Here is a 22905-nt window from a genome sequence, read left to right as displayed (position 1 = left end):
CCAGCCCGCGCCCGCGCGGGCCAATGCAAGCGAGACCATGAACGAGACCCTACGTTTTCCTGCCGAGTGGGAAGCCCAGAGCGGCGTCCTGATTGCCTGGCCGACGGCCGACACCGACTGGGCCGAGCGCCTGGGCCAGGTGGAAGAGACCTACATCGCCCTGGTGGCCGCGATCACCCGCTTCCAGCCGGTGCTGATCTGCGTGGCCGACGACGACGTGGAGACCTACGCCGAAATGCGCCTGCGCTCCAACCGCATCGACATGGACCGCGTGCACTTCGTCACCGCGCAGTACGACGACACGTGGCTGCGCGACTCCGGTCCGATCACCCTGCAGCGCAAGGACGGCGGCTTCCAGCTGCTGGACTTCCGCTTCACCGGTTGGGGCGGCAAGTTCGATGCCAGCCTGGATGACCAACTGGTCGGCGTGTTGGCCGGCGCGGGCGTGTTCACCGATGCACCGGTTCGCAGCATTCCCTTCGCGCTGGAAGGCGGCGGCATTGAAACCGATGGCCAGGGCACGTTGCTGACCACGTGGAAGTGCCTGCATGAGCGCCACCCGGACCGTGATCGCGCCAGCCTTTCGACCGACATGGCCGACTGGCTGCAGCAGGACCGGGTGCTGTGGCTGGATCACGGCTATCTGGAAGGCGACGACACCGACGCGCATATCGACACGCTGGCACGTTTCGCGTCCGCGGACAGCATCGTCTATCAGGCCTGTGATGACGCCGGCGACTCGCACCATGCCGAGCTGCAGGCGATGGGCGCCGAGCTGGCCGCGCTGCGCACCGTCGATGGTGCGCCGTACCGTCTGTTCCCGCTGCCGTGGCCGCAGCCGGTACTGGACGACGGCCGCCGCCTGGCTGCGTCGTATGCGAACTTCCTGATCATCAACGGGGCGGTGCTGATGCCGGCCTACGGTGATGTCGCCGATGACGCCGCACGGGATGTGCTGGCGGCGGCGTTCCCGGATCGGGAGATCGTGCAGGTGCCCTGCCGGTCGCTGATCTGGCAGAACGGGAGCCTGCATTGCATCACGATGCAGTTGCCGGCGGGGTTGCTGGCAAACGGCTGAGCCCTTCGTGGCTGGCTGGGAAGCGGCAGCTGGGTGAAGGGCCGGGCGGGGAGGCTATGCGGGGCACGCGCAAGTACGTCCATGTAGCTCTTCGCGGCTCCTGCCGCTCAAGGCCCCGCATAGCCTCCCCGCCCGGCCCTCGGACAAGTTCCGTGGGCCGCCCGCCACGTGAAAAATAGAAATGGGCGGGGCTCTGCCCCGCCCATTCTTTTTCCGTTCCGCTTCACCTCTATCGCCCCCCCCATAGGGACGTATTCACGGCGATTCCTGGCGATCCCTGCCGCGCCGGCCGGGGCGATGCAGCCGTGCTCCTGAAATTGCAGTTGCCGTCTGCTGTTGACGTTGCCTGCGCTTCTGCCGGCCGCAGGCCAGAACGCCCCCATACCCATCATTCAGCCGCGGCCACGCTGCCCTCGCCCATCCGCGTTAACATGCATGTTTTCCCCTGCAGGAACGCTTTCGGATGAGTCCCCGCCAGCCCCTTACCGTCGCTCTGATCCAGGAGCGCAACCACGGTGATGCCGCCGCCAATCTCGCCGTGATCGAATCCCGTGTCGCTGAAGCCGCAGCCAATGGCGCCAAGCTGGTGCTGCTGCAGGAGCTGCACAATGGCGCGTACTTCTGCCAGCACGAAAATGTGGACGAATTCGACCTGGCCGAGCCGATTCCGGGCCCCAGCACCGAGCGCCTGGGCAAGCTGGCCAAGCAGCACGGTGTGGTCCTGGTCGCCTCGCTGTTCGAGCGCCGTGCCGCGGGCCTGTACCACAACACCGCGGTGGTGTTCGAAAAGGACGGCAGCCTGCTGGGCAAGTACCGCAAGATGCACATTCCGGACGATCCGGGCTTCTACGAAAAGTTCTACTTCACCCCGGGCGATCTCGGCTTCACGCCGATCGACACCTCGGTCGGCCGCCTTGGCGTGCTGGTCTGCTGGGACCAGTGGTATCCGGAAGCGGCCCGCCTGATGGCGCTGGCCGGTGCCGAGCTGCTGCTCTATCCCACCGCCATCGGCTGGGACCCGGATGACCAGCAGGATGAAAAGAATCGCCAGCGCGATGCGTGGGTGCTCAGTCACCGCGGCCATGCCGTGGCCAACGGCGTGCCGGTGCTCAGCTGCAACCGCGTCGGCCACGAACCGTCGCCAATGGGCGCATCGGGCATCCAGTTCTGGGGCAACAGCCACGTGCTGGGGCCGCAGGGCGAGTTCATCGCTGAAGCCGGTGGTGAGGAAACGGTGCTGATCTGCGAGGTCGACCTGCAGCGCAGCGAGCACGTGCGCCGCATCTGGCCGTTCCTGCGTGATCGCCGCATCGACGCGTACGGCGACCTGCTCAAGCGCTACATCGACTGATCCCCTGCCGGAACCTGCGCCCATGGCCGTGCTTATCCGTGATGTCCGCGAGGCTGACATCGCTGCGATCACCGCGATCTACGCGGTGGAAGTGACCGATTTCGTCAACACCTACGAGTACGACATCCCCGACGCGGCTGAAATGCAGCGCCGGATGCAGGACATCGTGGCCCGCGGCTTCCCCTACATCGTCGCCGAGGTTGACGGCGACGTCGCCGGCTATGCCTACGCCAATACCTACCGCACCCGAGTGGCCTATCAGTGGACCGTGGAAAACTCGGTCTATGTGGATGCGCGCTTCCAGGGCCAGCGCGTAGGCACCACGCTGCTGCAGGCGCTGATCGATGCCTGCACCGCACGTGGTTATCGGCAGATGGTGGCCGTGATCGGCGAACCCACCAACACCGCCTCCATCAAGTTGCACGAGCGCTTCGGTTTCCATCTGGTCGGTGTTTTCCAGGGGCTGGGGCGCAAGCACGGCCGCTGGCTCGACACGGTGCAGATGCAACGCGCGCTCGGCGACGGCACTGACAGCGCACCCACCAATGAGTAATGCATGACTGACTCCCTGCCCCGCTCCAGCGATGTTGCTGATGGCGAAGAACTCTTTGCCGGCCAGCCCGTGCGCATCGTCGTACGCGAAGGTGTGCGTTACACGCTGCTGGGCACTGCGCACGTATCGCACACCAGCGTGGAAGCGGTGGAAAAGGCCATCTACAGCGGGCGCTTCGATGCCGTCGCGGTAGAACTGGATCCGCAGCGCCTGCAGGCACTGACCGAGCCGGACACGCTGGCCAAGCTGGATCTGGTGGAGGTGATCCGCAAGGGCCGCGTGGCCCTGTTCGCCGCCAACCTCGCGCTGTCGGCGTACCAGCGCCGCTTGGCCGAGCAGCTCGGCATCGAACCGGGCGCGGAGTTGAAGCGCGCGGTACTGCTCGCGCGTGAGCGCGGGCTGCCCGTGCACCTGATCGACCGTGAGGTCGGCCTGACCTTCAAGCGTGCGTCGGCGCAGCTGGGCTTTTTCGGCAAGATCAAGCTGATGACCGGCTTGGCGGCTGGCCTGTTCTCGTCCGACGAAGTGGGCAGTGATGAGATCGAGAAGCTGAAGCAGGGCGACATGCTCGAATCCAGCTTTGGCGAGTTCGCCAAGGAAAGCCCCGCGCTGTACGACACGATCATCGGTGAGCGCGACCGCTACATGGCGACCCGCCTGCGCGAAGAACGTGCCCTGCAGGGTGTCGAGCCGGCGCAGCGCGAAGTACTGGCGGTGGTGGGTGCCGGCCATCTGGCCGGTCTGGCCACCTATCTGGAAACCGACAATGAGCCGCCGGTGCCGCTGCGTGCGCAGCTGGAATCCGTGGCGAAGAAGCGCAACATTCCGTGGTTCACCCTGGCCATCCTGGCCATCGTGGCAACCGGCATCGGCGTGGGCTTCTACCGCGGCGGGATGGGCGTGGGCACCGAACTGCTGGCGACCTGGGCGATGTACACCGGCGGCCTGGCGGGCCTGGGCTGCCTGTTGGCAGGCAGCCACCCGTTGAGCATTCTCACGGCGATCGTGGTGGCCCCGTTCAAGCCGTTCCGCCTGAGCATTCCCACCGGCGCGTTCGCGGCGCTGGTAGAGACGCGCCTGCGCAAGCCGGCCTACGAAGACTTCCTGAAGCTGCGCGACGACGCGCAGACGCTGAAGGGCTGGTACCGCAACCGCGTCACCCGCGTGGTGCTGACCTTCATGCTGACCAACCTCGGCAGCATGCTGGGCCTGTGGCTGACCGGTTTCCAGGTATGGGGCAAGGTCGCCGCGCAGTAAATCGGGTAACGGCCCCTGGTCGTCACTCGTCTGGCGTTTTCGGAAATCAAACGGCGGGCCATGCGCCCGCGCTGCTGTGCTGCCGCGCTCGAATCATCGCGCGATTTGAAGTAGCAGCCTGTTTGCCAGACAGCCGGAGGTTCGGCAAAAGTGGCCCACGGTGCCTTTGGCCCAGCCCAGCGTGCCGGCCAGCGCAGGCACCAGGCTGTTGACGCTCGTCACTTGATTGGGCCCCGTCCTATTACGCCACCCTCTCCCGCCCCGGAGAATCCTCCATCAGAAGTGACACCCCCTGACGCACCGGACTCCGCGCGGTGCGTAACCCCTGATGAGGACGCCCGCCATGAAGTTGATCAAATCCGTATTGCCCGCAGTCGCGCTCGCCGGCATCACCCTGCTGTGCACCACCGTGCCAGCCAAGGCCGACGGCATGCAGCCTGAAACCACCATCGTCGTCATCCACGAAGAAGACGGCGAAGCGACGATGAGCGTGAAGAACAGCGATCCGATGTCCGCTCTGTTGCACACCACCATACATGACATTCCAGAAGACACCGAGAGCGTGGTCGTGGTGACGCCACCGATCGCGCGGGTAGAAGCGGGCCAGAGTCAGCTGGTGCGCTTCATCTACCAGGGCGAGCCGCTGGCAACGCAGCGCATGAAGCGGGTTTCGTTCGACACCATCAAGCAGTCCCGCAAAGGTGAAGAAGGCTCATCGGTGGGCGTCAGCGTGCGCCAGAACCTGCCGATCCTGCTTCACCCCAAGGGCCTGCCCCGCAATGAAAAGCCGTGGGAACTGCTTGCCTGGTCGCTGCAGGGTGACCAGTTGAGCGTCACCAACGACAGCGCCTACGTCGTGCGCTTGGCGCAGGAGGTCCACGTGATGCCTTCCGATGCCATGGGGACACTTCCCCGCACCTACCTGTTGCCTGGCGAGCGGTTCACCACGACCGTCGCAGGCGCTGGTAACGATGACCGCGTGCGACTCCAGCCCGCCAGTGTCTATGGCTTCACGGTCAAGGAACATATTGCGCCGCTGAAGTAAGGCTATCCGGCCAGTCCCGCCGCTCGCCCAACCTCATCCGGAGTTCCGCCATGCAGATGTCCACCACTGCCCGCAAGGGCGGCCATGGCGGGGTGTTGCCGACACCCAGCCGTCCGCACGCGCTGGCCTTGGCGCTTACCGCCGCCCTGTTCTGTCCCGCCGGGTACGCCGTGGCGACGGGCAGCGCGTCAATGGCAGACTTCGATGTGGACTCCCTGCGCGCGCGCGGCCTCGATCCTGCATTGGCTGCGTACTTCCGCGAAGCACCGCGGTTCTCCGCCGGCGAGCGCAGGGTCGGGCTGGTCATCAATGGCCAGTCACGCGGCACGCTGGATGCACGCTTCGACGCGTCAGGTGAGCTGCGCTTCGACGCCCGGTTCCTTCAGGACGCCGCCCTGCGGATCCCGCCCGCCCCGCATCAGCTTGCGCCGCCAGAAGCGGAAATTTACGACTTCCTGGGTGCGTGGCCCCAGGCGGTGCTACGACTCGACCCGGCCAATAACCAGGTGGAGCTGGTGGTGCCGGAAGCGGCCCTGGACGAGCGACCTGGCGAGATTCGCCACTACAGCACGGGGGGCGTGGCTGCGCTGATCAACTACGGCGTGAACTCGTCGGTCTTTCGCACCGAACGCGGCACGCGCCGCAATACTAGCGCCAACATCGAGCTGGGCTTGAACGCTGGCGACTGGATCGTCCGCAGCCGCAGTGCGCTGAATGCGGGCGAGGCAGGCGTACGCGTGCAGCAACTTGAGACCTATGCACAGCGCAGCTCGGTGAACCTGCAACAGGTGCTGCAGTTGGGAGAGATCAACGTCACCAGCCCACTGTTCGGCGGTACGCCCATTGTCGGCCTCCAGGTCGTCCCGGAAGAAGCACTGCGTCAAAGCGATGAGGGCGGCGCCTTGGTCGAGGGTAATGCGGCCAGCGAAGCACGCGTGGAAATCCGCCAGGCGGGCATGCTCCTGCACAGCACCGTCGTACCGCCGGGTCCCTTCGCGATCGGTGATTTCCGCGTGCTCAACCGTAACCTGGACCTGGAGGTGACGGTTGAGGAAGCCAGCGGCACACGCAGCTTCATCGTGCCTGCCAGCAGCTTCCGTCGGGCCAGCCTCAGTGTGCCGGGCGCGACGTTCGCGGCCGGCCAGATTCGCCGATTCGGTGGCGAGATGCTGCACGACAACCCCGTGGTTGTCTCCGCAACGACCGCTTGGGGCTCGCGGCGTGCCGATGCGGTGTTCAGCGCCGGGTTCCTCGCCACCCCTTACTACCAAAGCGTGGCAGTGGGTCTGGATACCCCGCTTGCCGCTGCGAGGCTGTCGACCCGTGCGCTCTGGTCGACGGATCGTACCGACGGATCACGCGGCGGCCAGATCGAGGCGCGGATCAGCGCTCCAATCGGTAGCCGGCTGAACCTCAATGTGACCGCCAGCCAGCGAACGGACGGTTACCGCGAGCTGCTCGCCGCCACCTATGGTGTTTCGGATCATTGGTCGGCGACGCGCAACAAGCGGCAGTGGAGTGCGGGCTTGAACGTGTCTGGGGGTGTCCTGGGATCGTTCTCCGGATCCTACTCGCCGCGCCAGACGTTCGACGGCCGCAGCAGCAACCGCGTGGGGCTGAGCTGGAGCAAGCGACTGGGGCAATCACTTGTATCGTTGAGCCTTGACCGCGACACCAACAGCAGTCCTACCGGCGCACGCAGGCAGCAGTCGGCCTATCTCAGTGTCACGGTCCCGCTTGGCCCCACCAGTGTTCGCGCCACGGCACGTACGCGCAGCGACTCCACGTATCTCGGCGTTGGGGTGGATCATCAGGATGACAACGGAATCGCCTATCGCCTGTCGGCTGAGCGGGAAATGCATTCTGGCCAGGAGTCGTTGTATGCCGGCATCAGTGCCATCCCGCGCTACGCCCAGGTATCGCTGGGCTACTCGCAGAGCGGCCAAAGTCAAGCGCTTTCCGGGTCGGCAACGGGTGGCCTTCTGGTACACCGCAATGGGCTGACCCTATCACCCTATCCACTTCGCGACACCTTCGGCCTGGTCAAGATCGGCGACCGGGCCGGCACGCGGATCTCCACTCCGGGCGGTACCGTGTGGACCGACATGCGTGGCCATGCCGTTATTCCACAGATGACCGCTTTCGGCGTCAGCCGCATCGAGGTGGAAACCAAAAGCCTGCCCCGCCACTACGAACTGGATAACGGCGTGCGCGTCCTCGAAGCCAGCCGGGGCTCTGTCAGCCGGGTTGAGTTTGGCGTCGCCAGTACCCGTCGCGTCCTGGCCCGCATCGTTGATGAGCACGGGCAACCCATCGCCAAAGGTACACCGGTGATGGCCGGTGAGGAGTTCGTCACCAGCGTGGGAGATCGCGGCATCGCCTTCATCAACAACTACCAGCCAGACCAGAAATTGACGCTTTCCCTGCCGGAAGCCGCCCAGTGCAGCCTCTCGATCAACCTTCAGCAAGAGCAGAACGAGGATCTCTTCTATGAAAACGCATCGGCGACCTGCCATGTGCTCTAACGCAGCGATGCTGCGACTGCTGTTGATGCTGCCAGGCGCTGCGGGTGCCTGCGAGATTCAGATCAGTCAGCCAAATGTCGACTACGGCCGAGTGCGCCCCTCGGAGCTGATGCCGCGAAGCGGCGGCGCCGCCGAGCTGGGGGCTCGCACGCTGTCGCTGAGCGTGGATTGCACCGCGCCGCGGGCGTTCGCGCTGCAGGCGGATGGGCCCGTTGCCCACGATCCGGAGTCGTTTTCGTTCAGTGAGCACGGCGATGTGCGGCTGACGCTGTTCGATGCCAGGGTGGACGACCGCGCGGTATCGCTTGAGCGGGATCAGGCATCGCCCGCCCTTGCCATGCTGCTGCCGCCTTCGGTCAGCGTGCGCGCGGTGGACGGTGGCCGGCCGGTTGAAGGCAAACGATTCACGGCGCAACTGCGGGTCAACCCACGCCTGACCACGTCGGTTCAGAGAGTAAGCGACCTTGAACCGTTGCGGCTGGATGCACTGATCAGTCTGCTGGACCCCTGAGTCGATAGAACTGCGCTTTCAGCCTGATCCGATGCCTGAGGCGCCATGTAACAGCGAAACTAGTCGTGTCAAGTCCAGGTTCACACCTCGAACCGTAGCGGGCCAGGGCATCTGACCAGTTTGTTCTGCCGCAAAGGCAGCGTCGCCCCTTCAAGGGCGGCTGACAGTCACGGCCATCCTTATCAGGGTGGCCTCCACCCCCAGCGATCACCCGATCGCTTATTCGATGAGGATTTTCCATGAACTTCAAGCACCACGCCCTACTGGGTCTGGCCATCACCGCCGCGTTGGGCTCGGGGCAAGCGCTCGCTCAAGCGGCGCCGTCGGCAAAACTGAGTGTCACCGGCAGTTTTGTCCCAACCGCATGCGTTCCCACCCTGAGCGAATCCAGCATTGACTATGGCGTCGTGGGCGCAGCAGCCCTGAACAAGAGCACGCCTACCTCATTGGGCAGTAAATCCGTCACCTTGACCATCACCTGTAAGGTTCCGGGCGCCGTCGGCGTGCGGATTGCGGATAGTCGCGCTGGCACGGCGGCCCCCGGCGTTACCGGCGTTATCGACAGCCGTACGGGCAATGCGCACGGCTTTGGCTTGGGTGTGATTGCCGATCCTGCCGGCGACCAGCCGATTGGTGCCTACACCGTGCGCATCACCGATGTCAGTTCGACTTCCGGCCCCAAGTTTCTGATGTGGTCGGCTGACAACGGCAGCACGTGGGGCGACTTCGTTGCCTCTGCACTCTTCGCCCCAGGCCAAGACCAGCTGCTTGGCTGGACCGGGACTGCGGGCACCGGTCCCGGTGCCTACGACGTAAGCACGATGAAGGTCAATGTGCTTGCAGGTATTGCACCCACGGACAACCTCACATTGGACAGCGAGGTGGAGCTCGATGGCGAGGCCGTCATTGAGCTGGTCTACATCTAAACCTACATCGAGGAATCAACATATGAAAAACTTCATGAAACTCAGCGCCCTGGCTGCAGCAATGGCTGCCAGTGCGGGCGTCTCGGCCGCCGACGTCAAGCTCGGCGTTACTGGCCGTATCGTGCCGCCGGCATGCACTGTTACGTTGGCTAATGGCGGCGCCGTCTCGTATGGGGCGATAACGATCGATGAGCTGAAAGCGGATGAGCCGGTCAAGCTGGATACAAAGACCCTCGCCACCACTATCCAGTGTGCCAGTAACGCCAAGTTCGCGCTGCAGTTCATCGACAACAACGCATTGTCGAAGAACGACGACGTTGCTGATGTTGCCATCCACGACGCCAGAGACAAGAATGCCGCCAGGCTGTTCGGCATGGGCACGGACAGGTCGGGTAACAAAATCGGTGGCTACTATCTTCGCTTCGACACTGGTGCAAGCGATCAGGACGGAACCGCGATGAGTAGTTCGGTATGGTCTGGCGGCAGCTGGAAAGGCAATACCACCGTCACCCCCGAGGTTGACCGGTCCGGCTGGCGCCTCGGCAGTGCTCCCGTTGGCTCGGCGCCGCCAGCGGTCAGCGGAATTGCGGCGTACCTGTCAATCTACCCGGGTGTGGCGGCCACGGATGACCTCGATGTGACGGATCGGGTGCGCTTCGCCGGTGATGTCAGCATTGTGCTGCACTACCTCTGATCGACCCCGCCGCGTTGATCTTTCCCGATGGGGCGCGTGAGCGCCCCATTTTTTGTGTCTGATCGTGGCCGCCGCGCTGCGTGCATCGTCCAGCACCGCGTAGATCGTCGGCAGAACCAACAGGCTGACCACCGTGAACTAGACACGACCCACGCAGCCGCCCGGTAGCGCCGACCCACGGTCGGCGAGCGCAGCGGGCGTGTCACCCGGACATCCCGCCACGCATGGCTCCGCGCTACCGCAGCGCCGGGGCCTCCACGCCGCGACCGCGCGCCTTGCGGATCAACTGGCCGGCTGCGCTGCGCGCATCGTCCAGCACCGCGTAGATCGTCGGCAGGAACAACAGGCTGACCACCGTGGAGAACGCCAGCCCACCGGCAATCGCACGGGCCATCGGGTAGTACGGCGGGCCATCGCCGAACATCTGCGTGTCGGTCAGCGAGATCGGCACCATCGCCAGGATCGCCGTACCCATCGTCATCATGATCGGACGCAGCCGCTCGCGTGATCCCTCCACCAACGCCTGCGTACGCCCCATGCCGTTGCGGCGCAGGTTGTTGATGTGCTCGATCATCACGATGCCGTTGTTCACCACCACCCCCATCAGCACCAGAATGCCGATGAAGGACATGATGCCGAACGAGGTGCCGGTCAGCCAGAACAGCCAGAACACACCGAAGATCGAGAACAGCACACCGCTCATGATCGCAGCCGGGAACAGCAGCGATTCGAACACCGCCGCCATCACCACGTAGATCATCACCAACGCGATCACCAGATTGAACAGCATCTGCTGCATGGCCTCGTCGTCGTTGCCGAAGTCGCCGCCATCGAAGCTGAAGCTGTAGCCCGCCGGGAAGTTCATCGGCTTCAGAACGGCTTCGATCGCCTTCCGACCATCCGGAGCGGTGATCTTTTCAGCAAGATTGGCCTTGATGGTCAACGTCGTCTGTCGGTTGGTCCGACCAATCTGTGTGGCCGATGACACGATGTCCACCGACACCAGGCTCAGCAGCGGCACGGTGCGGCCATCGCCCGTGCGTACGCTGAAGCCGGCAAGGTCTTCGGGCGTGCTCTTCTCGGCACCGGCGAAACGGACCCACACCGGCACCTCGTTGTCACCGCGTCGGAACTCCCGCATGGGCGCGCCACGCAGCGCCAGGCCCACGAAACTGGCGACCTGCTCGGCGTTGAAGCCGAACGCCGAGGCGCGCTCGCGGTCAACGCGGATCGCCAGTTCGCTGCCCTTCTCCCCGTTGTCGATGCGCACATCGCGCAGTTCCTTGCGCTGGGCCAGCAGCGGCAGCACTTCCTCGCCGATCTCCTGCAGCATCGAACTGGAATCACCGACCAGCTGCACCTGCACGCCGCTGTTGCTGCTGCCGGAATCACCGCCCTGGTTGCCGACGAAGTAGTCGGCCCGCGCGGATTTCGGCAGCCCCTTGCGCATCTCTTCCTGGATCGCCTTCAGACCACCCGCGTGCGCCTCGTCGACCGTGACGATGGTCGAGCTGCCTTCTTCCTCGCTGTACCAGGAATACACCTGGGTGATGTGCAACCGCTCGCGGTTGGCGTCCAGCCAGTCCTCCACGCGCTTCACTTCATCGGACATCTGCCGGTAGGTGTAGGCGCTCTTCCACATGTAGCCGATGAACACGTCCTTGCCGCCTTCGCCGCCGAACATGTCCACCTTGGTCAGCTTCATCGGCACCAGGCTGACCAGCACCACCAGCAGGATGCCCAGCAGGCTCCAGCCACGGTGGCGCAGCGTCCAGTCCAGCAGCACGGCATAGCGGTCCTGCAGGCGCGCGATGACACCCGTTTTGGAATGCAGCAGCTTGGGCGTATCCATGCGCGCGGACAGCATCGGGATCAGGCTCACCGCCACCAGCCACGATGCCAGCAGGGACACCGAGATGGTGATCGCGATCTGCGACATGAAGATGCTGATGTTGTTGGTCTCACCGAACAGGTTCGGCAGGAACACGATGCAGTGGCACAGGGTGCCGGCGCTGAGCGCGATGGCTACGTTGCGGGTGCCGATGATCGACGCCAGCCGCGGCTGGTCGGGTATCCGTTCGCGCTCCTGGTAGATGCTTTCCACCACCACCACGGCGTTGTCGACCAGCATGCCGACCGCCAGCAGCAGCCCCATCATGGTCAGGATGTTCAGCGTCACCCCGACGAAATACATGAAGCCCAAGGTGATGATGAAACAGATCGGGATGGCCAGGGTCACCATCAGGGTGGACGGCCAGTGGCGCAGGAAGAAGAACAGCACGGTCACCGACAGGATCAGGCCCACCGCACCGGCTTCGGCCAGCTCCAGCAGCGACGAGGTCACCGTCTTGCCCTGGTTGTCGATGACCTTGATCTGTACGTCGCGCATGCTCGGCTGCGCGCGGATCGCTTCCACTTCAGCCAGTGCAGCGCGCGAAACCTCCACCAGGTTCGCACTGCGTTCCTTGAAGACATCCAGGCCGATGGCCGGGTTGCCGTCCAGCCGGCGACCGTAGCTCATCCGCGTGGGCTTCAGGCGCACCTCGGCGATGTCACCCAGCCGCAGTCCCTTGGCATTGATCACCAGGTCGCGCATCTCCTGCAGGTCGGTGATCTCGCCTACCGGCTGCACGCGCACGCGCTGGCCGTTGTCATCGATCTGCCCCGCCGACAGCGAGAAATTCAGGGTCCGCAGACGGTCGCTGAGTTCATTGATGCTCAGCCCATGCGCGTTGAGGCGGTTCGGGTCGATGGCGATCTCGACCTCATTCGGTGGCGCACCGGAAATGTTCACCCGGGCTACGCCGGGAATGCGTTCCAGCCGCCGCTTGAACTCGCGGTCCAGCATGTCATACGCACCGGTCAGGTCGGTGTCGCTGGCAAGCCGCACCTTGAGCACCGGCTCGTCGCTGCTGGACCACTTGAACACGTTGTAGCGCTGCAGGTCGTCGGGCAGGTCGCTGCGGATGGCATCGATGCGTTCGCGCGCGTCGGACGCGGCGATGGCGATGTCACGGTCCCAGTCACTGAACTCGATGAAGATGCTGGCCCCTTCCGATGTCGCCGAAGAGCGCATCCGCTTGATCCCGGTCATCGTGGCCAGGCTTTCCTCTACCGGCCGGATCACCGTGCGCTCGACTTCTTCCGGCGTGGAGCCCGCGTACGGCACCTGCACGAACAGGAACGGTGCGGTGATGTCCGGTAGCGCCTCCAGCGGCAGCCGGAACGAGGCGATCAGGCCTACCACCACCAGCGACACGAAACACATGATGGTGGTGACCGGGCGGCGGATGGAGAACTCGGCAATGCTCATGCCGCGCGCTCCGGGTGACCTTCCACGGCGGACCCGTACGCCAGTTTGCGGCCGCGCTCACGGTAGTAGGCATCGCCCTTGCGGTCCATCAGGTCGTACACCACCGGGATCACCAGCAAGGTCAGCAGCGTGGACACCAGCAGGCCGCCGATCACGGTGATCGCCATCGGCGCGCGCACTTCGGCCCCCTCGCCCATCGCTACAGCCAGCGGCAGGAAGCCGAACAACGTGCACAGCGTGGTCATGATGATCGGGCGCAGGCGCGAGCGAGCGCCTTCCACCAGCGCCTCGTGCTTGGCTACTCCGGCTTCGCGCAGCTGGTTGACCTTGTCGATCAGGATGATCGCGTTCTTGGTCACCAGCCCCACCAGCAGGATCAATCCGATGAACACCACCACCGAGATCGGCTTGCCACTCAGCAGCAGTGCCAGCACCGCACCGACCAGGGCCAGCGGGATGGTGAACAGGATGACGAAGGGATGCAGCAGGGATTCGAACTGCGAGGCCATCACCAGGTACACCAGGAAGATCGCCAGCCCGAAGGCGAAGATCAGCGAGCGTGCGGACTCTTCCAGCTCTTCGCCCTGGCCCCCGATGTGCATGCCCACCGCAGCGCCCAGCGGCTGCTCGGCGACCATCGCCTGCACTTCGCGCATCGCCGCGCCCAGGTCGATGTCGCGCAGGTTGGCCGACACCACCGCCACCCGCGTCTGGTCAGCGCGATGGATCTCGCTCGGCCCGGTGGTGGCCACCACTTCGGCCACCGCATCCAGGGTCACCGGTCGGGTACTGCCCGGATTGACGATCAGCCGGCGGATGCTGTCCACGCTGGCCCGGTCGCCTTCCTGGGCCCGCACCAGCACGTCGATCTTGCGGTCACGGAAGCTGTAGCGCGTCGCCACGTCACCGCGCACCTTCTTGACCACCACATCGGCGATCTGCCGTGTGGTCAGCCCCAATGCACCGGCACGTTCCTGGTCGAAGCGGATCTGGATTTCCGGGAAGCCTTCTTCCACCGTGGATTTGACGTCGGCATAGTGCGCGTTGTTGCGCAGCATCGCCGCCAGCCGTTGCCCGGCCAGCTCCAGCGAGGCCATGTCCTGCCCGCGCAGTTCGATTTCCAGCGGCGTGGAGAAGCTGAACAACGCCGGCCGCGCGAAGTCCACCTGCACCCCCGGGTGCGTCGCCATGGTGGCGCGCAGCCGATCGCTGATCGCCGCTTCGCTGCGTGCGTTGCCGCCGCCTTCCATCACCACGGTCAGCTTGCCGATGTTCTCGCCACTTTCGGTCGGACTGGCATCCAGCCGCGTGCCGGCGCCGCTCACACCGTACAGCGAGGCGATGCCTTCACCGGCCGGTTGCTTGCCGTCGCCGTGGGTCAGCTGCAGTTCGCGCACCAGGGCATCGGTCTGCTTCAGCGGGGTGCCGGCCGGCAGCTTGACCGTCATTTCAAAGCGATCCTGCGCCAGTTGCGGAATCAGGTCCGCACCCAGCATCGGCACCAGCGCCATCGTGGCAACGAACGCCAGCGCGGCCAGCCCGAGCACCTTGCCCGGATGAGCCAAGGCATTGGGCAGCAGGCGTAGGTAACCGCGCTCCGCACCCGCATAGGGCTTCATCGCGACATCGCTGGTTTTGCGCATCACCGGGCCGACCACGGCCACGATGCCGCGCCACACCCGCACCACCAGCCAGGCCGCGCCGAAGAAGGTGTACCGGATACCGGCCATGGCACCCCGCCGACCGCCCGCCACCGGCTTCAGCCAGCGGTTCTGCGGACGCCATGCGTCGGTTGCCGGTTCTTCCGGGAACGCCAGCGGAGGGCGTCCTTTCAGCGAGCTCAGCATCGGAATCAGGGTCATCGACACCAGCAGCGAGATCGCGATGGCGATCGCCACGGTCAGCGCCTGGTCGCGGAACAGCTGGCCGGCAATGCCATCGACGAACACCAGCGGCAGGAACACGGCGATGGTGGTCAGGGTGGACGCGACGACCGCCATGCTGACTTCGCGGGTACCGGCAATGGCCGCCTGCAGCACCCCCAGCCCGCGTTCGCGCGCTTTGGCGATGCTTTCCAGCACCACGATGGAGTCATCGACCACCAACCCGGTTGCCAGTGCCAGGCCGCCCAGCGACATCACGTTCAAGCTCAGGCCCAACTGGCCCATGAAGAAGAACGTGGTGATGATCGAGACCGGCAGCGACAGGCTGATCACGAAGGTGCTCCAGCCGTCACGCAGGAACAGGAAAATGATCAGGATCGCCAGCAGGCCGCCGATCACCGCGTCTTTCTTGACGTCGCTGATTGCGTGTTCGATGAAGCGCGACTGGTCTTCGATGGTGGTCAGTTCGGCATCGGCCGGGAAGGTGGTCTTGATCTGCTCCAGCCGCGCGCGCAGCGCTTCGGCCGTGGTCACGGTGTTGGCGTCGCCTTCTTTGTAGATCGCCAGCTCCACCGCTTCTTTGCCACCGAGGCGGATGATCGCTTCGCGCTCCTTGTAGCCCTGGCGCACGGTAGCGACGTCCTTCAACCGCACCGGCACACCGTTGGCCACCACGCTGGAACTGCCGCCGGATGCACTCTGCGCCGCCGATGCCGCCGACATCGCCGCATCCGAGCCGGTGGCCGCCGCGATCGCGAACATCTGCGCCATGGCCGAGGCGGCAGCGCTACCGTTGGACGACTGGCTGGTGATCAGCAGGTTGCGGATCTCTTCGAGGTCGGCGAACTGGTTCACCGTCCGCACCAGGAAGCGCTGCGACCCCTCCTCCAGACGCCCGCCGGAGATGTTGACGTTCTCTTCCTTCAGCCGCTGGATGACCGTGTCGATCGGCAGGTTCAACTGCGCCAGTTTCTGCTGGTCGATGTCCACCTGGATCTCATCTTCCAGGCCGCCACCGACCTTCACCGCGGCCACGCCAGCCACCGGCTCCAGCTTCTTCTTCAGGTCTTCGTCGGCGTAGCGACGCAGGCCGGTCAACTCACGGATCGCCTCGGCGTCGCTGGCCGGTGCTTCCTTGCTGGATATCACCAGGCGCATGATCGGTTCGGTCGACGGATTGAAGCGCAGCAGCACCGGCGCCTTGGCCTCCAGTGGCAGGTTCAGCGCTTCCATCTTGTCGCGCACTTCCAGGCTGGCCTGGTCCATGTTGGTGCCCCACGCAAACTCCAGCACCACATCGCTCTGGCCGGTGCGCGAAATGGACTTCAGCTTGCGCAGGTTCTTGACCACCCCGACCGCTTCTTCCACGGGCTCGGAGATCAGGGTTTCGATTTCAGACGGCGCCGCGCCGGTGTACTCGGTGCGCACGGTCAACGTGGGATAGCTGAGGTCCGGCAGCAGATTCACCTTCAGGCTGCCCAAGGCGATCAACCCGAACAGGATCAGGGTGACCGTGCACATGGCGATGGTCACCCGGCGACGCGTGGCGAACTCCACCAGGCCGCCGCCCATGCTGCCGGGGCCGTGACCCTCGTGGGGGTCGCGACCGTGGTCGTTGCCGGCCGATGTCATGGGGCGCTCCCTGCCTTGGTCGCCGGCGTGGCCTTGGCCACCTGCTTGGGATCGGCGGGCACGATGACCTGCACGGCGGTGCCGTCGCGCAGCGCGACCTTGCCGGCGGTCACCACCTGATCGCCGGCGGCCAGACCTTCGCGCACCTCGATCCACGCCCCTTCGGCGTAGCCCAGGGTGATCGGCACGCGCGCGACCTTGCCGGCACGCACGCGGAACACGGCCGGATCCCCATCGTCCAGCAGCGCCAGGCGCGGTATCACCAACGCATTGGCGCGCTGGTCGTAATCGATGCGGATGCGGCCGAACATGCCCGGCTGCAGCGACTGCACGCCGCCGTCGAAGGTACTCACCACACGGAAGGTGCCACTGCCCGAATCCACCACCGGCGAAATGCGGTCCACCTGGCCGGTGAAGCGCTGCCCGGGCAGTGCATCGGCCAGCAGGGTCACCGGCTGGCCGGCACGCAGCGTTGCCAGCTCGCGCTCGGGCACGTTGAGCGTGGCTTCCAGGCGGGAGTTGTCGACGATGCGGAAGATCGGCGTATTGATCTGCACGAAGTTGCCGGTCTTGATCGAGCGCGACGCGATGACCCCGCTGATCGGTGCGGTGACCGTGGTGTAGGACAGTTCCAGCGTGGCCAGCCGGTACTGCGCGCGGGCGTTTTCCACGTCGTAACGCAACTGGTCGACATCGGCGGCGCTGACCATCTGCTGGCCGACCAGCCGGTTGGCGCGCTGGTAGTTGTTCTCCAGTTTGCGCATCACCGCCTCGCTCTGGGCGACAGCCAGGCGCGCGCGGTCCGGGTCCAGGCGCACCAGCGGCTGGCCGGCACGTATCTGCTGGCCTTCTTCCACCAGCACCGCCAGCGCCACGCCGGACGTCTTCGCAACGACCTGGGCTTCAGCGCGCGGTTCCAGTGCCGCCGTGCCGGTGTAGCTGGCTGCAACGCCGCGATGGCTGGCCACGGCCACTTCCACCGGCACGGACTCGACCTTCTTCTCGTCGGTCTTGCCATCCTTGGTTTCCGCTGCCTTGGCTTCGGTGTTGGGGCCCCCTGCGCAGCCGGACAGCAGCAACGAGGTGGAGATGAGCAGCGCGGCGGCGCAGATTCCGCTGCGGCCGGCGGGCAGGAAGGCATGGCGTGACATCATCGGGTCCCTGGGGATACGTGGACAGGTGTGGTAGCAAAGTAATGCACCACCTCACAGGTACACCATATCCCAAAGGTCACGGTGACTTCACGCCACCGGTCGGCCGCTGCCCATTTCAGCAACATGAAATGAGCCGCTATACTCGGGCCGTTCCGAACCCCACGCCGGAACGACCAGACCCGAATCCCGGAAACGACATCATGCGCCCGCAGCCGCTCGCCGCTTGTCTTGCTCTGGCCGTCCTCCTGCCCTTCGGGGCCGCCGTGGCCGCTCCTGCCCCTGCTTCACCCGCTACGGCTCCGGCCGCGCCGGCGCCGCTTCCGGCCCCGCAGGCGCCCGCCCCTGCCGCGGCGCTGACCGGCAATTTCGACAATGGCCGGGTATTGGCCTATACCTGCCAGGGGTGCCATGGCATCACCGGCTACAAGAACGCCTATCCCAGCTACAAAGTGCCCAAGATCGGCGGGCAGAGCGAGCAGTACCTGCTGCAGGCGCTCACCGAATACCGCCATGGCAAGCGCCGACATCCCACGATGCAGGCGCAGTCGATGAGTTTCAGCGAACAGGAGATCGCCGATCTCGCTGTTTACCTGTCCACCATCAAGTAAGGCACGCCCACATGTCGAAAGCCGCGCCGTTCACGCGTCATGCCATCGCCTTGTCCGTCGCCGTCCTGCTGGCGGCCTGCTCGCCCTCGCACGAGGACAGCAGCACGCAGTCGCCCGCACAGCCGGGACAGGCCGCGGGTGATCTTCCAGCGCCCTCGTCGTCTGCCGGCCTGCCGGCTGGGCGCCTCGCCGCCGGTGAGGCACGTGCGCAGGCCAAGGGCAAGGCCACCGGACAGAGCTGCATCGACTGCCACGGGGCCGACGGCAATTCGCCGATCGATCCGACGTACCCGAAGCTGGGGGGCCAGTACAGCGACTACCTTGCGCATTCGCTGCAGGCGTACCGCAGCGGCGATCGCCAGCACGCGCTGATGACCCCGCAGGCAACGGGCCTGAGCGATCAGGAGATCGCCGACCTGGCCGCCTATTTCGGCTCACGCCCCACCCAGCTGCGCGACCTGCACGGCCTGAAATAGCCGCAGGCCGGAAATGCCCGTGCACGGGTAGAGCCGAAACGGTAGAGCCGACTTCAGTCGGCTGCATCAGCGGTAGAGCCGACTTCAGTCGGCTACACCAGCGGTAGAGCCGACTTCAGTCGGCTGCACTAGCGGTAGAGCCGACTTCAGTCGGCTGCCTTAGCGGTAGAGCCGACTTCAGTCGGCTGTTTTGTACAGCAAGCAGCCGACTGAAGTCGGCTCTACCAGGGCAAAAGCCCAAGCCCAAGCACAGGCCCAAACCACCGCCCCGTCACCGGTAGCGCCGACCCATGGTCGGCGAGCGCAGCGGCCCAAGCGTTCACACATCCGGTAGCGCCGACCCATGGTCGGCGAGCGCAGCGGCCCAGGTGTTCACGCAATCCGCCGAGCATGGCTCGGCGCTACCACCGCCCACCCCCGAGCGGCAGCGCATCCCTCAGGCATCCAGCTCCTGCCAGCGGGCGTAGGCGGCATCCAGTTCGGCCTGCACCTTCGCCAGCTTCTGGTTGTGCGCGGCCATGTCCGGCGCGCTGCGCTGGTAGAACGCGGGGTCGTTCATCGCGGCGGTCAGGCCCTCGACGTCCTTCTCCAGCGTTTCAATCTTCAACGGCAGCTGCTCCAGCTCGCGTGCATCCTTGTAGCTCAGCTTGCGCTTGGCCGGTGCAGCCGCTGCGGCAACGGCAGGTGCAGCCGCCACGGCAGGCCGGCTGGCCAGCACCGGCGCGTTGAGGGCCTGCGCCGCCACGAACGCCGCATGGCGCTGCCAATCGGTGTAGCCGCCCACGTAATCGCCGACCACGCCATTGCCTTCCATCACCAGCGTGGAGGTCACCACGTTGTCCAGGAAGTCACGGTCATGGCTGACCAGCAGCAACGTGCCCGTGTAATCGCCCAGCAGCTCTTCCAGCAGCTCCAGGGTTTCCACGTCCAGGTCGTTGGTCGGCTCATCCATCACCAGCAGGTTGGACGGCTGCGCGAACAGCTTGGCCAGCAGCAGGCGATTGCGTTCACCACCCGACAGCCGCGTGATCGGTGCACGTGCCCGTTCCGGCGTGAACAGGAAGTCCTGCAGGTAGGCATGCACGTGCTTGCGCTTGCCGTTGAACTCGATGAAATCGCGGCCCTCGGCCACGTTCTCGATCGCCGTCCAGTCCTCGCGCAACACCGCGCGGTACTGGTCGAAATAGGCGATCTCCAGGTTGGTGCCGGCACGCACTTCGCCGCTGTCCGGTGCCAGGTCGCCCAGCAGCAGTTTCAGCAGCGTGGTCTTGCCGCTGCCGTTCGGCCCGATCAGGCCGATACGGTCGCCGCGCAGGATCGTCGCGGAGAAGTCGCGCACCATGCAACGCTCACCGAAGGAGAACGACACGTCCTTGATGTCGATGACCTTCTTGCCGGAGTTGGCCGCCTGGGCCGCTTCCATCCGTACGTTGCCACTGAGGTCACGGCGCACGGAGCGCTCGCTGCGCATCGCTTCCAGACGGCGCACGCGCCCTTCATCGCGGGTACGGCGGGCCTTGATGCCCTGCCGGATCCACACTTCTTCCTGCGCCAGCATCTTGTCGAAGCGGGCGTTTTCCTGCGCCTGCGCGTTCAGCCGTTCCTCGCGGCGACGCTCGTAGTTGGCCCAGTCGCCCGGCCAGCTGGTGACCTGGCCACGGTCGATCTCGACGATGCGGGTAGCCAGTGCACGCAGGAAGCGGCGGTCATGGGTGACGAACACCACGCTGCCGTTCCAGTTCTTCAGGAACATTTCCAGCCAGTCGATGGCCTCGATGTCCAGATGGTTGGTCGGTTCGTCCAGCAGCAGCAGATCCGGGCTGGACACCAGCGCGCGGCCCAGCAGCACGCGGCGCTTCATGCCCCCGGACAGGCGCGCGAACTCGGCATCACCGTCCAGGTCCAGCTTGGTCAGCGTTTCGCTGACGCGCTGGTCCAGGCCCCAGCCGTTGGCCGCATCGATCTTCGCCTGCACCGCGCCCAGCGCGTCGCCGTCGAAGTCCTCGGCCATGCTGAGGTGGTGGAATTCGGCCAGCCACTGGCCCAGCTCGCCCAGGCCCTCGGCGACCACGTCGAACACGCTGCCGGCGGCACCGATGGGCACTTCCTGTTCCAGGCGCGTCACGCGGACGCCCTGCTGGATGCGGACTTCGCCGTCGTCGGGCTTGTGGTCGCCGGACAGCAGCTTGAGCAAAGTGGATTTGCCGGCGCCGTTGCGGCCGATCAGGGCGATACGCTCACCCGGTTCGATCGACAGTTCGGCTTTTTCCAGCAACAACGGGCCGCCGACGCTGAAGTCGACGTTCTGCAAGGTAATCAGAGGCATGGGGCTATTGTACGGGGTCGGATCGCTTTTCTGGGGAAAAGGGATCAGGCCCGGCGCGGACCCCGTACAATGCGCCATGAATGAATTCTCGACCCTGCCGCTGAGCCCGGCCCTGCAGCCCGGCCTGGAAGCGCTTGGCTACACCACGATGACCGCCATCCAGGCGCGCGCCCTGCCCCCCATCCTCGACCGCCGCGACGTGATCGCGCAGGCGCCGACCGGCAGCGGCAAGACCGCCGCCTTCGGGCTGGGCCTGCTGCAGGCACTGGATCCGGCCACCCAGCGCGTGCAGGCGCTGGTGTTGTGCCCTACCCGCGAACTGGCCGACCAGGTCGGCAAGCAGATCCGCAAGCTGGCCACCGGCATCCCCAACATGAAGCTGCTGGTGCTGACCGGCGGCTCGCCGCTGGCCCCACAGCTGGCCTCGCTGGAAGCTCACCACCCGCACGTGGTGGTCGGCACCCCCGGCCGCGTGCAGGAACTGGCGCGCAAGCGTGCGCTGAACCTGGGCCAGGTGCGCACCCTGGTGCTGGATGAGGGCGACCGCATGCTGGACATGGGCTTTGAAGAGCCCATCCGCGAGATCGCAGGACGCACGCACAAGGATCGGCAGACGATGCTGTTCTCGGCCACCTTCCCCGATGCGATCCGCGCGATCGGCCGCGACGTGCTGCGTGAACCGGTGGAAGTGACCGTGGACGGTGCCGACGACGCCCCCGACATCCGCCATCTGTTCTGCGAAGTAGAGCCTGCGCATCGGCAGAAGGCGCTGGCCGGCCTGCTGCTGAAGTACACCCCGGAATCGGCCGTGGTGTTCTGCAATACCCGCAAGGATGTCGACGAGGTCGCCAACTCGCTGCAGCAGTTCGGCTTCTCGTCGCTGGCCCTGCATGGCGACATGGAGCAGCGCGACCGCGAGGAAGTGCTGGTGCGCTTCGTCAACCGCAGCTGCAACGTGCTGGTGGCCAGTGACGTGGCTGCGCGCGGACTGGACGTGGAAGACCTGGCTGCAGTGATCAACTACGAACTGCCGACCGACATCGAGACCTACCAGCACCGCGTGGGCCGCACCGGTCGCGCCGGCGCCAGCGGCATGGCGATCAGCCTGGTCGCGGGGCGCGAGAAGTCGCGCGCGGAGGCACTGGAAGCGCAGCGTGGCAAGCCGCTGGACTGGCAGAAAACGCCGCTGGCCACCTCGCGCCCGGATGAACTGCCGCAGGCCGCCATGCGCACCCTACGCATCGACGGCGGCAAGACCGACAAGCTGCGTGCAGGTGACATCCTGGGCGCACTGACCGGCGATGCCGGCCTGGCGGGCAAGCACATCGGCAAGATCGCGATCTATCCCACGCGCTCCTACGTGGCGATCGCCCGCGACCACGCCAACCGCGCACTGGGCAAGCTGGAAGAAGGCAAGATCAAGGGCCGCCGCTTCCGCACCCGGGTGATGTAAGCATCACGCACCGGTGCACCGGTACGCCGGTGCTCTGGCTTGGTTCGGGCTTGGTTTGCTTCGGCTCTGGCTTGCTTCGGCTCTGGCTTGCTTCGGGCCTGGCTTGCTTCGGGCCTGGTT

At 65.5% G+C, this 22905-nt stretch carries 16 protein-coding genes; 12 read left to right on the top strand and 4 right to left on the bottom strand.

Annotated elements, in window-relative coordinates; all coding sequences use genetic code 11:
- Nucleotides 1-37 precede the first annotated feature (37 nt).
- The 9 genes from IFT65_RS05620 (at nucleotide 38) to IFT65_RS05580 (ending at nucleotide 9940) form a co-directional block, all read left to right on the top strand.
- Nucleotides 38-1078: an agmatine deiminase family protein gene (locus tag IFT65_RS05620; RefSeq protein WP_188324276.1), complete on the top strand. Its 1041-nt coding sequence runs from the start codon at nucleotides 38-40 to the stop codon at nucleotides 1076-1078.
- Between the two features lie 463 nt (nucleotides 1079-1541).
- Entirely contained in the window at nucleotides 1542-2429 is an 888-nt protein-coding gene (locus IFT65_RS05615) for a carbon-nitrogen hydrolase (protein ID WP_192080681.1), read from the top strand.
- A 22-nt stretch (nucleotides 2430-2451) separates the two neighbouring features.
- Nucleotides 2452-2982 carry a GNAT family N-acetyltransferase gene (locus tag IFT65_RS05610; RefSeq protein WP_188324278.1) on the top strand — a complete coding sequence of 177 codons (531 nt, stop codon included), beginning with the start codon at nucleotides 2452-2454 and terminating at the stop codon, nucleotides 2980-2982.
- Between the two features lie 3 nt (nucleotides 2983-2985).
- Nucleotides 2986-4239 carry a TraB/GumN family protein gene (locus IFT65_RS05605; protein WP_192080680.1) on the top strand — a complete coding sequence of 418 codons (1254 nt, stop codon included), beginning with the start codon at nucleotides 2986-2988 and terminating at the stop codon, nucleotides 4237-4239.
- A gap of 343 nt (nucleotides 4240-4582) precedes the next feature.
- Complete coding sequence (locus IFT65_RS05600) at nucleotides 4583-5284, top strand: fimbria/pilus chaperone family protein (RefSeq protein WP_192080679.1); 702 nt, start codon at nucleotides 4583-4585, stop codon at nucleotides 5282-5284.
- Nucleotides 5285-5334: 50 nt separating this feature from the next.
- Nucleotides 5335-7809, top strand: a complete 2475-nt coding sequence (locus IFT65_RS05595) for a fimbria/pilus outer membrane usher protein (protein WP_192080678.1) — start codon at nucleotides 5335-5337, stop codon at nucleotides 7807-7809.
- Nucleotides 7810-7816: 7 nt separating this feature from the next.
- Nucleotides 7817-8320 (top strand): hypothetical protein, encoded by a 504-nt coding sequence (locus IFT65_RS05590; protein ID WP_192080677.1) that lies wholly within the window; start codon nucleotides 7817-7819, stop codon nucleotides 8318-8320.
- Between the two features lie 239 nt (nucleotides 8321-8559).
- Nucleotides 8560-9246 (top strand): DUF1120 domain-containing protein, encoded by a 687-nt coding sequence (locus tag IFT65_RS05585; RefSeq protein WP_192080676.1) that lies wholly within the window; start codon nucleotides 8560-8562, stop codon nucleotides 9244-9246.
- 22 nt (nucleotides 9247-9268) lie between these two features.
- Nucleotides 9269-9940: a DUF1120 domain-containing protein gene (locus tag IFT65_RS05580; protein WP_192080675.1), complete on the top strand. Its 672-nt coding sequence runs from the start codon at nucleotides 9269-9271 to the stop codon at nucleotides 9938-9940.
- A gap of 235 nt (nucleotides 9941-10175) precedes the next feature.
- Here IFT65_RS05580 and IFT65_RS05575 read toward each other — a convergent pair whose 3' ends face one another.
- From IFT65_RS05575 to IFT65_RS05565, 3 genes are read right to left on the bottom strand one after another with little or no spacing between them, the layout of a single operon-like run.
- Complete coding sequence (locus tag IFT65_RS05575; protein ID WP_192080674.1) at nucleotides 10176-13253, bottom strand: efflux RND transporter permease subunit; 3078 nt, start codon at nucleotides 13251-13253, stop codon at nucleotides 10176-10178.
- Entirely contained in the window at nucleotides 13250-16768 is a 3519-nt protein-coding gene (locus tag IFT65_RS05570; protein ID WP_192080673.1) for an efflux RND transporter permease subunit, read from the bottom strand. Before IFT65_RS05570 ends, IFT65_RS05575 begins: the two co-directional genes overlap by 4 nt.
- The gene (locus IFT65_RS05565) at nucleotides 16765-17919 is read right to left on the bottom strand and encodes an efflux RND transporter periplasmic adaptor subunit (RefSeq protein ID WP_192080672.1); all 1155 of its coding nucleotides are present in this window, start codon (nucleotides 17917-17919) and stop codon (nucleotides 16765-16767) included. The genes IFT65_RS05570 and IFT65_RS05565 overlap by 4 nt, the downstream gene beginning before the upstream one ends.
- A 203-nt stretch (nucleotides 17920-18122) precedes the next feature.
- Here IFT65_RS05565 and IFT65_RS05560 point away from each other — a divergent pair, with 203 nt between their 5' ends.
- Nucleotides 18123-18530 (top strand): cytochrome c, encoded by a 408-nt coding sequence (locus IFT65_RS05560; protein WP_188327298.1) that lies wholly within the window; start codon nucleotides 18123-18125, stop codon nucleotides 18528-18530.
- An 11-nt stretch (nucleotides 18531-18541) separates the two neighbouring features.
- Nucleotides 18542-19006, top strand: coding sequence for a cytochrome c (locus tag IFT65_RS05555; RefSeq protein WP_188324283.1), 465 nt, complete (start codon nucleotides 18542-18544; stop codon nucleotides 19004-19006).
- Between the two features lie 436 nt (nucleotides 19007-19442).
- Here the strand turns inward: IFT65_RS05555 and IFT65_RS05550 are convergent, their stop codons facing one another.
- A complete protein-coding gene (locus IFT65_RS05550) occupies nucleotides 19443-21332 on the bottom strand; it encodes an ATP-binding cassette domain-containing protein (RefSeq protein ID WP_192080671.1) in 1890 nt (629 codons plus the stop codon).
- A 76-nt stretch (nucleotides 21333-21408) separates the two neighbouring features.
- Here IFT65_RS05550 and dbpA point away from each other — a divergent pair, with 76 nt between their 5' ends.
- Nucleotides 21409-22785: an ATP-dependent RNA helicase DbpA gene (gene dbpA, locus IFT65_RS05545; protein WP_188324285.1), complete on the top strand. Its 1377-nt coding sequence runs from the start codon at nucleotides 21409-21411 to the stop codon at nucleotides 22783-22785.
- Nucleotides 22786-22905 lie beyond the last annotated feature (120 nt).

The organism is Stenotrophomonas sp. CFBP 13725, from assembly GCF_014841935.1.
Lineage (GTDB): Bacteria > Pseudomonadota > Gammaproteobacteria > Xanthomonadales > Xanthomonadaceae > Stenotrophomonas.
This window is presented reverse-complemented; position numbering and strand designations above follow the sequence as displayed.